We start from the raw sequence: 15273 nt of genomic DNA on the forward strand, positions 1-15273 counted from the left end.
TTTAAGTGAGGGGATATTTAGATGACAAAACGTATTTTTTCTGGTGTACAACCAAGCGGAACGCCAACAATCGGTAATTATGTTGGTGCTATGAAGCAATTTATCGAATTACAAAATAACTTTGAAGCCTATTACTGTGTCGTAAACCAACATGCCATTACAGTAGCGCAAGATCCTGAGGAGTTACGTAAAAACACACGTTCACTAGCTGCCTTATATATTGCTTTAGGGATTGACCCAGAAAAAGCGACGATCTTTATTCAAAGCCAAGTACCGGCCCATGCACAAGCTGCTTGGATTGTTCAATGTAATACAGCCTTAGGTGAACTAGAGCGTATGACACAATTCAAAGATAAATCAGCTAAACAAGCATCTGTTTCAGCAGGTCTATTAACTTATCCACCATTAATGGTTGCAGACATCATTTTATACCAAACAGATTTAGTACCTGTTGGGGATGATCAAAAACAACATCTTGAATTAACAAGAAACTTTGTTGAACGCTTTAACAATCGTTATACAGGTAAGAAGGAAAGACCAATTCTAACAATGCCTGAATTTTACGCACCTAAAGAAGGTGGCCGTATTATGAGCTTGCAAGAACCAACCAAGAAAATGAGTAAATCAGACGATAACAAAAAGTCATTCGTATCATTATTGGATGATCCAAAAACAATTACCAAGAAAATTAAATCTGCAATGACAGATTCTTCTGGTGAAATTTCTTACGATAAAGAAAATAAAGCCGGCGTATCTAACTTGTTAACGATTTATTCTTCATTCGCCAACCGTCCAATTGATGACATCGTCGCTGAGTACCAAGGTGCTGGTTACGGTAAATTCAAGCAAGACTTAGCGGATGTCGTGATTTCTATCCTTGAACCAATGCAAGAACGTCACGCAAAATTGATGGCTTCATCTGAATTAGATGACATTTTAGCAGATGGTGCCAAGAAAGCCAATGAAGTAGCCAATGAAACACTGGCTGCCATGGAAAAAGCAATCGGATTTAGATAAGCCGACGAAGCTAATCAAATTTACCAATTCAAATAAACAACTTTCATAGTGTGGTGTTAGCCAACCAACCAAGTTGTTGGCTAGCAACACACTTTTTTCATGAAAAATAGACCGGGACAGTTCATTTTGCCAAAAAGCTTAAACGTGTAAACCCTTATAAAATATGATTGCGAAGAGTGGGCTAAACCGCAAATTAACCTCCGAACAAGCTCATTAAATAACCGCCAATTTTCCCAAAGTTAGGACCTCACCTAGCTTGTTTTTTCTATTTTGAAAAATAGGCCGGCGCTTTTGAATATTTACGGCGTATATAATTAAGCGATAGGGGGCTGAGGGATGAAATTTGCACAAAAAGAAGACGAATCATTTGTCTTCGCAGTAGATCTGATTGACGAAAACGGTCAAAAAGTACCGACAACAGAAAGTTATTATTGCAGCCAGTGTAAGAGGGCTGTTTACTTAAAGAAGGGGAAAGATACGAGACCTCATTTTGCTCACTATGCTAAGACTATTAAGGACCATCATAAGGTGAATGAATCAGACATTCATTTTGACCAAAAGACCATTATTCATGGCAAATTAAAGACGGTTGATATAGAAGGTTATATAGAGTATGCAGTTGAAAAGCAAGTGAGACGGGCCGATATTTATGTGCCCGAGCAAGTCAAGGTTAGTAATAACCTAGCCATCGAATTACAGTATGCCCCAATTTCTGCTGAAGATGTCTTCAAACGCCAAGCGGATTATCAGGATGTAGATTGTCGTGTTCTATGGTTATTAGGCTACCAATCTACTTATCATAGCATTTTTGATAACAACCACAAAGGACCCACTTCTAAGACTTTGAATGCCGTCCGTCCCTTTTTACGGTATGATTACGAGTTTGGTTTTTATCTGCCTTTTTGGCATGAGGCCTCAGGTAAAGTAGTTTTATTGACCGTCAACCTATACGGTCAAGGGCAAACGCAAATTCGGATGTCAATTGAACGCTATATCAACTACTTCAATGACCATTTCACCTATGAAAAGGGGGACTTTTTGACCAGTTTATTATTTGGCAAAGACCATCCCATAATTAGTCCAGCCCCAAAAGATTTAGCCAAGTTTATTAAGAAAGTTCTTGTTAGTCCAACAGCTAATCAACAAAAAATTCTAGAAATCATTTACCAACGACAAGTTTACTTACAAGAAGCACCAGCGGATTTATATACCTACCAGGCAACCGCAATGTTTTCAAAAGTGGCTGACTGGGCCATTATTCTAGCGTATGTAGCCATTTATCAAAAGAATGACCCAGATTTTGAGCGGACTCATTTTGCCCAATTCGCCAATGTACTATTCGATAATCAGCTGGTCATTGAACATCCATTATTTACCAAAGAAATCATTATTTCATGGCTGATGTGGCTGTTTGCTAATTACGAAAATAGCTAGCATATTAATGTAGAAACCAACCTTCGTGTGTTAAAATGAAAATACTATTAAAAAACGGAGGTATATTATGGCAAAAATTTTTGAAGTAAAACCTAGAAATGAAGTAGACAGTGCGTTTCAATGGGACTTAACTAGTATCTTCCCAGATGATCGAGCTTTTGAGAATGCTTTAAGTGGATTCCCAAAAAAAGCAGATGCTTTTCAAGACTATAAAGGCACTCTAGATCAAGGCGCTGACCAAGTGGTAACCGTATTAGAGGCCTTATTAGCGGTGAGCCGTGAATTGGAATCCCTATACGTTTATGCACATTTAAAACATGACCAAGATACAGGAGACAACAAGTACCTAACTTACAACAGTCAAGCAGGTGCCTTACTTGCTCAAGTTAGTGAAAAGATCTCTTGGTTTGAACCAGAAGTATTAGCAGTATCTGAAGATGTACAAAAAACTTTGGAAGACCACTCTGAATATGGTCACTTCTTCCGTGAGTTATTTGCGAAGAAGGCGCATGTCTTATCACCAAGTGAAGAGGCTTTACTTGCTGGTGCTAGCGAAATCTTTGGTGTCTCTTCAACAACTTTCTCACTTTTAAACAATGCCGACTTAAAATTCGGTAAAGTCAAAGATGAAGAGGGCAATGATGTTACCCTTTCTCACGGTTCATACGGTGTCCTACTAGAAAGTGCAGACCGTTCTGTTCGAGAAAATGCCTTTAAACAACTTTATGCAACTTATGAAGGGGTTAAAAATACCAACGCTTCATTGATGTCAGGTAATATTAAAGGACATAATTATACGGCTAAAATTCGTCACTACGATTCAGCACGTCAAAAAGCTTTAGACAACAACAATATTCCAGAAAGTGTTTATGACACATTAGTCGATACAGTAAGAAAGAATACAAATCTATTACATGAATATGTTGCCTTAAGAAAAGACATGCTAGGTCTTGATGACTTACAAATGTGGGATATGTATACACCATTAACAGGTGATGCACCGGTGAAATTTACTTACGAAGAAGCTAAAGAGATTACCTTTAAAGCTTTAGCGCCTTTAGGTGACCAATACTTGAAAGACTTGGCCAAAGCCTTTGATGAGAAATGGATCGATGTTTATGAGAATGAAGGTAAGCGTTCAGGAGCATACTCATCAGGTGCATATGATACCAACCCATATATCTTACTAAACTGGCAAGATTCACTGAATGACTTGTATACATTAGTTCATGAGTTAGGTCACTCAATGCACTCTTATTACACTAGAAGTAACCAACCATACGTATATGGTGATTACTCAATTTTCGTAGCAGAAATTGCCTCTACGACAAACGAAAATTTATTAACTTCATATTTACTGGATACGATTGAAGATAAGGATGCACAAATCTATATCTTGAACCACTATCTTGATGGGGTAAAAGGGACAATCTTCCGTCAAACTCAGTTTGCTGAATTTGAAAAATTCATGCATGAATCAGATGCAAACGGACAACCTTTAACAGCAGACTTCTTAAGTGAAAACTACTTCGAATTAAACAAGGCCTACTACGGTCCGTCAATCGGAGAGGATAAAACAATCGCTTTAGAATGGTCTCGTATTCCTCACTTCTACATGAACTACTATGTTTACCAATATGCAACAGGATTCTCTGCTGCCAACACATTGGCTAAACGTTTAGTAGAAGGTGAAGAGGGTGCCGTTGACAAGTACTTAACTTACCTGAAATCAGGTTCATCTGATTTCCCAATTAATGTTATGCAAAAAGCGGGTATCGATATGACCAATGCCACTTATATCGAAGAAACCTTTGCCCAATTCGAGCAAAGATTAGCTGAATTAAAAGACTTATTAAACAAATAGAAATAGATTGAAGGGGCTGTAGCATTGACTGCAGTCCTTTTTACTTGCTGTTTTAAGATTTCAATTCCTGAATGACGAAACGAAAAAAGAGGTCGGAAATTTCCGACCTCTTTTGGATATTTTATTTTTTAATACAAGTCAATATTGGCTTTTGGCTCATTTCTTGATCCATAGCTTCTTCAGAGGGTACCATCATTTGATCCGTTAGGTATTCTAAGTTTTCAAGAGTGATATTCTCTTCAAGTTTAAAGCCATATTTGTAATTGATATTATCAAATACAACAACAGTAGGGTTGGCTGAAATTTGCATTTGGCGAGCCAACTTAGCATCAGCAACAATGCTTTCTTGAGTAAGGTCTGAATGGATATCTTGCAACCACATGTTCGTATCAAGACGGTTAGATTGCGCGATTTCTAGCATTTTTTCGTGTGAGTAAGGGTTGCCTTGGCGACCGAAGTAATCTTGAATCTTCATCAAGTATTCACGACCAACTTTCTTCCCCTGTAGTAGAGCAGCCTTGTAGCCCTTACAGACTTCTTGATGTGCAAGATACAAGCTGTTACGATCAGCTAAAGATAAAGGTTTATCTAGTTCTTTAATGTAGTTGTTAAAGGTCTGCATATCTGATGTTGTGATAAAACGGAAGTAAACTTTCTTATCCGTTTGTTGTACAAATTTTAACACTTCTTCTTCGCAATTTAAACAAGTGTCACCGAACGGGTTAACAAATAAAAAAACTTCAAACACATGGTTGTGCTTACAGGCGCCTGGCGTGGTTTTTTTACTGCTATTTGTTTGAACAATCTTTTGTGCCATACTCTACTCCTTTACTCATATTTTTTAAAACAATCATGTTTAATTTCATTTGTTTATTTAACTTGTCTATTGATTAGTTTTAACTAACTATCTAATCACATCGAGTTCTCAACTATTCACCAATTCTAACAGGCCAACTTTAAAACTGCAATCTATTTGTTTAGGCTAAGAGAATTTCATTAGCTTCTTATAGGTAATAGATTGATAGCATAACTGAATTTAGCGTAAGGAATCAGCTTTTGATTGATTCATACGCACGATTTTTTGTTTAATTGGTCGTTGCGGAATTTGAAATTTTTGCAATAAATTTTGATAAAAAAGGAGACCAGTTTCTGGATTACTTGTTTCAACTTCAAGTTCATAATCCTCGTAATCTTGGAAAAAACAGTGGTCCAGCACCATATCTTGACCTTCAACCACTTGTTGGTGTCTGATAGTTTTAAATCGCCCGATAATGACTAAGTCATCAAGTGCAATATCAATTGTTGCTAGGAAATCAGCAACCTCACCGCCATGACTTAATTTTCCAGATTCTTTAATAGATTCGCCATCGATAAGGGACAATTTTTCAGTTGTTTCCAATTTCTGATGGTCTTTAACAGGTTGTTTCATTGTTAAATGGACATAAGCATCCGTTATACGCACTCGTAAACCAATATGTCGTTTACGCAATTCACCATCGGCAGTATCAAAATAGATATTCTCTTGGGTTAAGGGGGCAGTTTCCGCGAAATTATAGTGGTTAAACAATTCCTGGTACTCTGCTTGACTTAAAATATTTTTGTATTCTATTTCTAAATTTTTTGCCATTGGATCGCCTCTTTTCTTTATCCGCCTTAAGTATATCAAGATATACCTAATTTTTACAATAAAAGGGGTTGGCGGTACCATGCATTTTAGGCGAATAAAACGACAAAGGTGACTTGCTATCTTTGAGTTTCTTGTTATAAATTAATGGTTTTTGTGATAGAATATACAGGATGTGTATGCAAGTAGATTAAATAAAGTGGGTGACCAGATGGTGGAAGATTGGCATAGTTTTCTTGCGCCGTATCGACAGGCTGTCGAGGAGTTAAAAGTTAAATTTAAGGGTATTCGTACGGAGTTTGAAGAAGCAAATATTCATTCGCCAATCGAATTTGTTACTGGCCGGGTAAAGAGACCTGACAGTATTTTAAGAAAAGCTGAATTTAGAGAAGTATCAGACCTAAACGCACATAATATTGAAACCGTGATTGAAGATATCGGTGGTATTCGCATCATGTGTCAGTTTGTGGAAGATATTTATCAAATTGTTGAAATCCTTCACCAGCGTGAAGATTTTGACATTATTGTTGAACGTGATTATATTAGTCATAAGAAGGCAAGTGGGTATCGATCATACCATATTGTCATTGCTTATCCGATTGAAAGAATTACGGGGACAGATTCGATTCTTGTTGAAATACAAGTGCGGACTTTAGCGATGAACTTTTGGGCGACGATTGAGCACTCATTGAATTACAAGTATGCGGGCGATTATCCATTAGAATTGCATCAAAGGCTTGAAAGAGCAGCTGAAGCAGCCTTTCGTTTAGACGAGGAAATGTCTGAAATTCGTGAAGAAATTAAGGAAGCCCAGAAGTATTTTCAAACGACTGGGTCAAATAGTAGACAGAAGAGGGAATTCCCTAATCCAGTAGAAGATCAAATAGAAGACAAACATAAACGCCCGCTATAATTTGACGATTAATTAAAATATTCGAATCAAGTTGCAATGGGAATGAAGATGTAAATGTAACGGTGACTAAATCAATTGTGGAGGGTATGTAGATGAGAGTGGCAGTACGATACAGTGACACTGAAAGTTCTAAAAAAATTCGCGATATGATTTATGCATCTTGTGCAAGTTCAGGCTTTGAATTGGATGATGTAAATCCTGAATTAGCTATTTCCGTTGGTGGAGATGGCACCTTGCTAAAAACCTTCCATACTTATGCGGACCAGTTAGACTCTGTTCGTTTTGTTGGTTTACATACGGGGCACTTAGGTTTTTATACAGATTGGCTAGAGAGTGAATTGCCTGAGTTCCTTGCAGCCTTAAGTAATGATTCAGGTGAAAGTGTGTCTTATCCCTTACTAGAAGTCGAAATTGAATACAGTGATGGCCAAGTGGTCCAGCACATTGCTTTGAATGAGTCTGCCATTAGACGGTATGAGGGGACAATGACGTGCGAGATTTTCATTAAAGAAGAAAAATTTGAATTCTTTAAAGGAGACGGTTTGTGTATTTCAACGCCAACTGGTTCAACAGGGTTAAATAAATCCTTAGGTGGGGCCGTTGTCCACCCGCGTTTAGATACCATTCAAATGACGGAGATTGCTTCAATTAATAACCGCGTGTACCGGTCTTTAGCCAGTCCCTTATTGATCGCTAAAGATGAGTGGATTGTCTTAAAACCGGCCAAAGAACATGCCATGACTGGCGTATTCTTGTCTTTAGACCACTTGAATATGCCATTGAATGATGTTGAAAAAATTACTTACCGTGTAGCCAAGGAACGCGTGCATTTTGCTCGTTACCGTCACATGCACTTCTGGGATAGAGTAGAAAACTCATTTATCGGCATCAACGACTATCCAAAGCGCAAACTCACAAAGGAAGAAAATTAGTTTTTCAGCATTTGGTATGTAAAAAGCAATAGATTAAAGTAACAAATAAAGCAGCGTAAATGAAAGGTGACAATTTTTATGATGGTATTTGAATGGCAAGCGGAGGAAGCTTTGTTAACACGTACCTTTTTGAAACACAGGGGGATTTCTAGGCGACTATTGTCCCGAATCAAGTTTCATGGAGGACAAATTTTAGTAAACGGACAAGAAGAGAATGTCCGTCACCAATTGACCGTCGGCGATAAAGTGACGGTCATTTTGCCGAATGAGGGGAAGCAAGAAATCATCGAGGCCATTCATCTACCGATTGATATTTTGTTTGAAGATGACCATTATATCGCCGTCAACAAACCGGCTGGCTACACCTCTATTCCGTCCCAATACAATCCTCAGGGGTCAATGGCTAATATTTTAAAGGCCTATTACCAGCGTCAGGATTATGACAACCAGGTCATCCATGTGGTGACGCGGTTGGACCGGGATACGAGTGGGGTCATGTTATTTGCGAAGCACGCTTTTGCCCATGGCTTAATTGATCAGCAAATGCAGCAAAAAGGCATCGAAAAGACCTATCTAGCTGTTTCGGATAAAAAAGTATCTGACCTTGACCATGGTTTTATTGATGATCCGATTGCTAGAAGTCCGCGGTCAATCATTGAACGACGGGTTCACGAATCAGGACAATCAGCTTTAACAGAGTATTGGCTAGCTGAACAAGTGGGCGCCTTAAAAGTCTATAAAGTACAGTTACATACTGGACGCACCCATCAAATACGGGTGCATTTTGCTTTTAATGATGCACCACTTATTGGAGACGACTTGTACGGTGGTCAAATGGACCATGGCATTCAAAGACAAGCCTTGCATTGTCGGTCCCTAAAATTTAAACACCAATTTTCCGGTGAAATGGTTGAAATCCAGGCACCTTTGCCGGAAGATATTTCTGCTTGCTTTGACCTATAGGTTATATTACAATGGTTGGCATGTGTTAAAATAGATGGTGTGACAAAAGTCGTTCAGACTCAACGGACTGGACCAAAAGCCGAACAATTACTGCAAGTGATCGGCGTATTTTGGGAAGTATCGGAAGAGTTTGACTTTTGGCGCCCGATATTATGCTGTTTGTTAGATACAAACAGCAAGTGTGATAGCTGTGTTACAGCCTCAATCAAAATGACAACATATCAAAAAAAATGACATAGGGGTGAGAATATGAGTCGCGATGAAAATAAACAAGTCTTAGATAATCGAGAAACAGAAAACGAAGAAGTGGAAATCTTTGAGATGAGTCAGCCTACTGATGAGGAAATCTATGAAAGTATTATAGAGGCACTGCATCATAATGACCAAGACCGGTTTAGAGAAGAATTCTTCAAAAACCATACATATGATCAAGCACAGATTTACCTGACTTTGGATCCAGCTGAGCGGGTGAAATTGCATGATTATTTAGCGCCACAAGAACTAGCTGAAGTTTACGATATTATTGATGAAGACGATCACGACCGTATTTTGACCTTCCTATATGATATGGATGATAAATATGCAGCTGATGTTCTTTCCTACATGTATACCGATAATGCAGTAGATATTTTAAATGAATTAAATGTTGAAAAAGTACGGACTTACATGCATTTAATGCCAAAAGCGGCGGCAGATGATATTAAAGTGTTGATGCATTATGCAGATGAGACTGTAGGGTCAATTATGACCACTGAATTCGTGTCGATTACAACCAATCAAACTGTTAAATCAGCGATGACGATGTTGCGTGCTAAAGCAGCAAATGCTGAAACAATCTATTACCTATATGTTGTGGATGATGATAACCGTTTAGTCGGAGTACTATCTCTTCGTGACTTGATCGTGAATGATGGTAATGTGATGGTTAATGAGTTAATGTCTGATCGTGTTGTATCGGTAGATGTTAATGAAGACCAAATCAATGTTGCCCGTACCATTCAAGACTACGATTTCCTAGCGGTGCCCGTTGTTGAAGAAACAGGGGAATTGATTGGTATCGTAACCGTCGATGACGTTATCGACGTCTTGAATGATGAAGCCATGCAAGACTACTCTGGTTTGGCCGGGGTAGACGTGGACGAGCAATATTCATCCCCCTGGAATTCAGCGAAATCACGTCTGCCGTGGTTGATTACCTTGCTATTTCTAGGAATGGGAACTTCTACTTTGATCAGCCAATATGAAGGCATGATTTCTGAAGTAGCGACTTTATCCTTATTTATTACATTGATTACGGGTACTTCAGGGAATGCGGGGACACAGTCCTTAGCGGTTGCGGTTCGTAAATTGGCGACACCAGAAGATGAGGCCTCTACTATGGGGTCAATGATTTTACGTGAAATTATGACAGGATTAATTTCGGGTACCGTGACAGGATTAGTCATAATGACGGTTGTCGGTATCTGGCAAAGCAATTTTGTATTAGGTGGGGTAATTGGTGTCTCCATGTTAGCGGCGATTACAGTGGCTAACTTAGCTGGATCATTGATTCCTATTTTGATGGATAAGCTTGGTTTTGACCCTGCGGTTGCATCAGGGCCCTTTATTACAACCCTGTCCGATTTAACGTCAGTATTAATTTATTTTTCAATCGCCTCACAATTCCTCCAATTTTTAGTGTAAATGCAATTAATTATCACAAATAAGTAATAGGGAGAACCGGTAACGGTTGACAGTTTGAGTAGATTGTTTTAATATTTGCTTATAGAAATATAAGAACTTGATGATAAACATAAAAATGAATCACATTGAAAAGATAAGTAAATGGAAATCTTTGCTCAGAGAATCTACGGTTGGTGAGAGTAGGTGTAAGTATTTCCTTTGAAAATGGTCTGGGAGTGACGAGTGTAGAATGTACTTACCTTTAGCACTTGCGATTGATAGTCGATAACCTATCTTCGTATGATTGTACGAATGAGGCGAGCCGAGTGTTCGCAAAGTAAGGTGGTACCACGTTTCAGACGTCCTTATAATACTGTGTTGTATTATAAGGACTTTTTTTATGTAAAGTGAAGAATCGCTTAGCTAGCATGATGAAGCTAGGATGATAAAATGGAGGGAATATCAATGCCAATTAAAGTTGTTCAAGATTTACCAGCATTACAAAAATTAACCCAAGAGAATATTTTTGTTATGGATGAACGTCGTGCAACCATGCAGGACTTTCGTACTTTAGAAGTGGTTATTGTGAACTTAATGCCGACTAAAGAAGCGACGGAAGAGCAGTTGCTGCGGTTATTAAGTAACTCACCCCTGCAAGTGAACGTGACCTTTATCCACATGCAGTCACACCAAGCGGCCCATATTTCAGAAAACCATCTAAAAGAATTCTACCGAACCTTTGACCAAATTAAGGACCGCTACTTTGATGGGATGATCATTACTGGCGCGCCGGTTGAGCACCTAGATTTCGAGAAAGTGAATTACTGGGACGAATTGGTATCCATTATGGAATGGTCAAATAATCATGTTTTCTCAACCTTGCATATTTGTTGGGGCGCCCAAGCAGCCCTTTACCACCATTACAGCATCGGTAAACAACCTTTAGACAAAAAACTATTTGGTATTTACGAGCAAGAGTTGAGAGATAAAAAGGTATCTTTAGTACGAGGTATGGATGAACTTTTCTATATGCCACATTCTCGCCACACGACTGTGCCAACTGAATCTTTTGAACAGGCACCAAACTTAGAAATTCTAGCTGGTTCAGAAGAAACAGGGGTTTCAATTGCTCAGTCCACTGATTCGCGTTTTGTATTTATCTTTGGCCATGCGGAATATGACGCCGAAACCTTAGGCAAGGAATACGAGCGTGACGTTGAAGCTGGTAAGCCAATTGAAATGCCAGTCAACTACTATCCTGGCAATAACCCAGAAAAGACGCCGAAATTGAAGTGGCGGACAGCAGCCAATACCATATATGCCAACTGGTTAAACTACTATGTTTACCAAGTAACGCCATTTGTCATTGAACAAATTAGTGACTCTTGGCAAGGCAAAAAGAACGTTTAATCGCTTTTCTAATTAAAATGAAGGAGAAAAATGATGCAAATCAAAAGAGGCGACCAGATCATTCATTTAGCGGGCCAACCCTTACAAAAAGGCGACCAATTACCCTTAGTCGACCTATACAACCGCGATAAAGAAGTGGTTCAATTGGGCAACTATATCAAAGAGTTAACCGTCATTTCCATTGTCCCAGATATCAATACTAAGACTTGTGACATTCAAACCAACCGTTTCGCAGCGCTAGCTAAAGAAAAGAATTATCCGATTTTGACCATTTCTTTTAACGACCCTGCAGATATCACTAACTGGTGCCAGGCCAACAATGTCGACATGACTTACCTTTCTGACCAGGCGGGCCATTTTGCCAAAGCCTCAGGACTTGAAATGGTTGAGAATGGTAAACTGGCACGGACCGTCCTATTGGTAGATGACGCCAATCAAATCCAATACATCGAAATCGTTGCGGACATGCGAGACGAACCCAATTATGACGCCGTACTTGCTGCCGCTGACCAGCTGATTTAAATGACGATTTGAAAAAAGAGCACTCACCAACTTGCTAATGCCCAATATAATAATGGGGATTGCAGGCTGTTGTAGACTCTTTTTGTGTATTTTCTATTCGTATGAATTGAAGAAACGGGTAATTTCAATGGCCGCATTTTCTTCTGTGTCTGAACCGTGAATGGCATTTTCAGTCACATTTCTGGCGAAATCAGCGCGAATGGTATGAGGCGCTGCATCGCGTGGGTCGGTAGTACCTATGATTTTCCGCATCCCATCAATGACGTTATCGCCGGTAACCACCATAGCAAAGACTGGGCCAGAAAGCATATAAGATTCAAGCTCAGGGTAAAAATCCTCATTCAATAAGTGGGCATAGTGGTGGGCCACCATTTGTTTATCTAATTCCATGACCTGGGCGCGCTCAATAAAATAATCTTGATCTTCGATACGCGAGATAATGGCACCCATCAAGCCGCGTTTTAAGACATCTGGTTTCAACATAATAAAAGTTTTTTGTTCAGGCATAATGAAAAGCCTCCTTTAATTTACTATTATAAGTAACTCCCTGAAATTTACCAGTAATTTACGGATTTTTAACCCTTTCAATGAGCGAATGATTTAACTTTACTACATGGGCAGTGGTATATTTAGGTAAGCAAGTAAGGATTAAAAAAGGAGCGATTAAATGAGCGAGTATATTGTACCAAATGTATGGACATGGGAAAATGAAGCTGAAGAAATCAAGAATCTAGGTGGTAACCGTCCAACTGCAGGTAGCCGTTTTGAACAAACACTGCCTGTTGGAGAGGCTGATTTACAGTTGTATTCTTTGGGTACACCAAACGGGATTAAAATTACTATTCTACTAGAAGAATTAAAAGACTTGGGCGTGTCAAATACTGAATATGACCTATTCTTAATTCATATTGGAAACGGGGATCAATTTGGTTCAGATTTTGTTGATATCAATCCAAACTCTAAAATTCCAGCTTTAGTAGACCAAAGTCAAGAACCTGCCTTGAACGTTTTTGAATCAGGTTCTATCTTACTTTATTTAGCTGAAAAATTTGGTCACTTAATACCTAAAGATATCCACGGGCGTACAGAAACCTTGAACTGGTTATTCTGGCAAATCGGTGCTGGTCCTTATGTTGGTGGTGGTTTTGGTCACTTTTTTAGTTACGCACCTGAAAAATTAAAATACCCAATTGACCGTTTTACAATGGAAACCAAACGTCATTTAGATTTACTAGATCAAACATTGGCTGAACGCGACTTTATCGCGGGTGATGAATATACGATTGCGGATATCGCAATCTGGTCATGGTATGGCCGTTTAGTCCTTGGTGAATTATATGAAGGGTCTAAAGAATTCTTGGATGCTGAATCATACAAAAACGTGGTTGAATGGGCCAATAGAATCAATGAACGCCCAGCAGTTAAACGTGGTTTGGCAGCAGAATACAAACCATTAGACCAAGCGTAGAATAGACACGAAAAAAAAACTGTATCGTTAGACCGAAATCTGACTTTACAGGGTTTTGTTATTATACAAATTTTACTTGAGTGCCCGCAATCAAGTCCCCAATATGGCGGCTGATTGGACGGAAGATTCGCATAGCCATAATCAGGAAAAGCGGGTCAAGAAATAGGGGCGTTAGTATTTGGTTGGATAGCGATTCGTAATTAGAAAATATCTCTGAAATAGTCGCCATATGGCCTAGTTGCCAAGGGATGAACTTCACGATATTTCGAGGCAGTGCATTTGGCGACTGTTTTTTTGCTGAAACACTAACTTGATATAGGCTTTCTTTTTGCCGAAACTACCACCTGTATAATCCATATAAGTGAAAATCAACACAACTGGTAAGACACTAGTAAAGAAGGATAACAAGTTGGATTGAAGGAGGCTAACTTCAGCGATGCCACTCATCACAGCGTAGATAATGATACAAATGACTGCCACGATCACCAGTAGAATGATAATGATCAGGTAATCAATCAAATATTCTTTAAGACTTTTCTGGATTCTCATCGACAAGGGGACCTGTTCGTTTATTTGCATACAACCATCCTTCGATGAAACAACTGAGGGAGAGTGCGCATTTTCATTTGAAAAAAGGCCCGACTAATTTGACTTAAATTTACTGTATACAATTGTAGGTATCAAATGTTAGCAAGTTAACGGGGCGCATTTCGGCAAAATGGATTAACCTTTAAATTGACACACAGAAAAAGCTGCGCCTGTTTATTAACAAAGGGGTGCAGCTTTTTGCTGGGTTATTTTAGTCTAGTAGTCATTCGTTGACGTGACCGATACTTTTTTCCATATCGACATGCATGATGCCTGCGTCCATATATTTGGGTGTATCCATGTTTTCATAGCCAAGCGCTTCGTAGAAACCTGTTACATGCTCTTGTGCACCTAAAATGATTTGTGAGAAATGTTCCTCTAAGGCCTTCGCTTCAACAACGGCCATCAACTCACGGCCTAATCCTTGGCCACGATATTTTTGAGCAATTGCTACACGTTGTAATTTGGCTGCATTCGGTGTTAAGGCGAGTAACCGCGCTGTATAAACGGGTTCATTATCGCTATTGTAGCCAACCATATGTAAGCAATCTGCTTCGTATTTATCGATTTCTTCGTCAATATCGATACCTTGTTCGTCTACGAAGACTTCTTTTCTAACTTTTAAAGCGTCCCTATAGGGCTCTGAATTGATATCATTGGTCCAAACGGTCTTCATGCCATTTCTCCTTCAATAAAAAATGAATTTAGTGCTAAAAATGATAGACTCATTATAACATAAGCGGGAATAATTATTATGTGATTTGCAATTTTAAATTACTTGATGTCTGTGGTATTATAGAAAGGCATATTTCAGGAGGTGTGTTTAGCTTAGCACGCTATATAAATCATACGCCCAACAAATTAGAAAGACATAAT

General features: G+C 38.9%; 15 protein-coding genes and 1 other annotated feature. Of the genes, 10 read left to right on the forward strand and 5 right to left on the reverse strand.

Annotation, left to right across the window (positions count from 1 at the left end):
* The first annotated feature begins 21 nt into the window (after nucleotides 1-21).
* The 3 genes from trpS to pepF all read left to right on the forward strand — a co-directional run bounded on the left by trpS (nucleotide 22) and on the right by pepF (nucleotide 4315).
* Nucleotides 22-1017 (forward strand): tryptophan--tRNA ligase, encoded by a 996-nt coding sequence (gene trpS / locus ACUW85_RS01435; protein WP_048726689.1) that lies wholly within the window; start codon nucleotides 22-24, stop codon nucleotides 1015-1017.
* 336 nt (nucleotides 1018-1353) lie between these two features.
* On the forward strand, nucleotides 1354-2451 hold the full coding sequence (locus ACUW85_RS01440) for a competence protein CoiA (protein ID WP_048726685.1): 1098 nt from the start codon (nucleotides 1354-1356) through the stop codon (nucleotides 2449-2451).
* 67 nt (nucleotides 2452-2518) lie between these two features.
* Nucleotides 2519-4315: an oligoendopeptidase F gene (gene pepF, locus ACUW85_RS01445; protein WP_048726682.1), complete on the forward strand. Its 1797-nt coding sequence runs from the start codon at nucleotides 2519-2521 to the stop codon at nucleotides 4313-4315.
* 121 nt (nucleotides 4316-4436) lie between these two features.
* Here the strand turns inward: pepF and ACUW85_RS01450 are convergent, their stop codons facing one another.
* Both ACUW85_RS01450 and ACUW85_RS01455 read right to left on the reverse strand, forming a co-directional pair.
* Nucleotides 4437-5132 (reverse strand): DsbA family protein, encoded by a 696-nt coding sequence (locus tag ACUW85_RS01450; protein ID WP_149315003.1) that lies wholly within the window; start codon nucleotides 5130-5132, stop codon nucleotides 4437-4439.
* Nucleotides 5133-5351: 219 nt separating this feature from the next.
* Nucleotides 5352-5942 (reverse strand): CYTH domain-containing protein, encoded by a 591-nt coding sequence (locus ACUW85_RS01455; protein ID WP_048726674.1) that lies wholly within the window; start codon nucleotides 5940-5942, stop codon nucleotides 5352-5354.
* 208 nt (nucleotides 5943-6150) lie between these two features.
* Between ACUW85_RS01455 and ACUW85_RS01460 the strand changes: the two genes are divergently transcribed.
* From ACUW85_RS01460 to ACUW85_RS01485, 6 genes are all read left to right on the forward strand, one after another.
* Nucleotides 6151-6852 carry a GTP pyrophosphokinase gene (locus tag ACUW85_RS01460; protein WP_182023050.1) on the forward strand — a complete coding sequence of 234 codons (702 nt, stop codon included), beginning with the start codon at nucleotides 6151-6153 and terminating at the stop codon, nucleotides 6850-6852.
* Nucleotides 6853-6944: 92 nt separating this feature from the next.
* Nucleotides 6945-7784 carry an NAD kinase gene (locus ACUW85_RS01465; RefSeq protein WP_182023051.1) on the forward strand — a complete coding sequence of 280 codons (840 nt, stop codon included), beginning with the start codon at nucleotides 6945-6947 and terminating at the stop codon, nucleotides 7782-7784.
* Between the two features lie 81 nt (nucleotides 7785-7865).
* Nucleotides 7866-8747: an RluA family pseudouridine synthase gene (locus ACUW85_RS01470; RefSeq protein WP_182023080.1), complete on the forward strand. Its 882-nt coding sequence runs from the start codon at nucleotides 7866-7868 to the stop codon at nucleotides 8745-8747.
* Nucleotides 8748-9068: 321 nt separating this feature from the next.
* A complete protein-coding gene (mgtE, locus tag ACUW85_RS01475; RefSeq protein ID WP_182023081.1) occupies nucleotides 9069-10430 on the forward strand; it encodes a magnesium transporter in 1362 nt (453 codons plus the stop codon).
* 116 nt (nucleotides 10431-10546) lie between these two features.
* Nucleotides 10547-10779 (forward strand) — a binding site (T-box leader).
* A 95-nt stretch (nucleotides 10780-10874) separates the two neighbouring features.
* Nucleotides 10875-11819, forward strand: a complete 945-nt coding sequence (metA, locus tag ACUW85_RS01480; RefSeq protein WP_182023052.1) for a homoserine O-acetyltransferase MetA — start codon at nucleotides 10875-10877, stop codon at nucleotides 11817-11819.
* A gap of 33 nt (nucleotides 11820-11852) precedes the next feature.
* Entirely contained in the window at nucleotides 11853-12341 is a 489-nt protein-coding gene (locus tag ACUW85_RS01485) for a redoxin family protein (RefSeq protein ID WP_026465418.1), read from the forward strand.
* Between the two features lie 93 nt (nucleotides 12342-12434).
* Here ACUW85_RS01485 and ndk read toward each other — a convergent pair whose 3' ends face one another.
* Complete coding sequence (gene ndk / locus ACUW85_RS01490; protein ID WP_048726665.1) at nucleotides 12435-12848, reverse strand: nucleoside-diphosphate kinase; 414 nt, start codon at nucleotides 12846-12848, stop codon at nucleotides 12435-12437.
* 160 nt (nucleotides 12849-13008) lie between these two features.
* On the opposite strand from ndk, the gene yghU reads away from it, so the two are divergent.
* The gene (gene yghU / locus ACUW85_RS01495; RefSeq protein ID WP_048726661.1) at nucleotides 13009-13809 is read left to right on the forward strand and encodes a glutathione-dependent disulfide-bond oxidoreductase; all 801 of its coding nucleotides are present in this window, start codon (nucleotides 13009-13011) and stop codon (nucleotides 13807-13809) included.
* A 255-nt stretch (nucleotides 13810-14064) separates the two neighbouring features.
* On the opposite strand, the gene ACUW85_RS01500 is transcribed toward yghU, so the two are convergent.
* Nucleotides 14065-14358, reverse strand: a complete 294-nt coding sequence (locus tag ACUW85_RS01500; RefSeq protein WP_157850735.1) for a hypothetical protein — start codon at nucleotides 14356-14358, stop codon at nucleotides 14065-14067.
* A gap of 262 nt (nucleotides 14359-14620) precedes the next feature.
* Nucleotides 14621-15073, reverse strand: coding sequence for a GNAT family N-acetyltransferase (locus tag ACUW85_RS01505; RefSeq protein ID WP_016897691.1), 453 nt, complete (start codon nucleotides 15071-15073; stop codon nucleotides 14621-14623).
* Nucleotides 15074-15273: the final 200 nt, after the last annotated feature.

The organism is Aerococcus sp. 150760013-2, assembly GCF_053627715.1.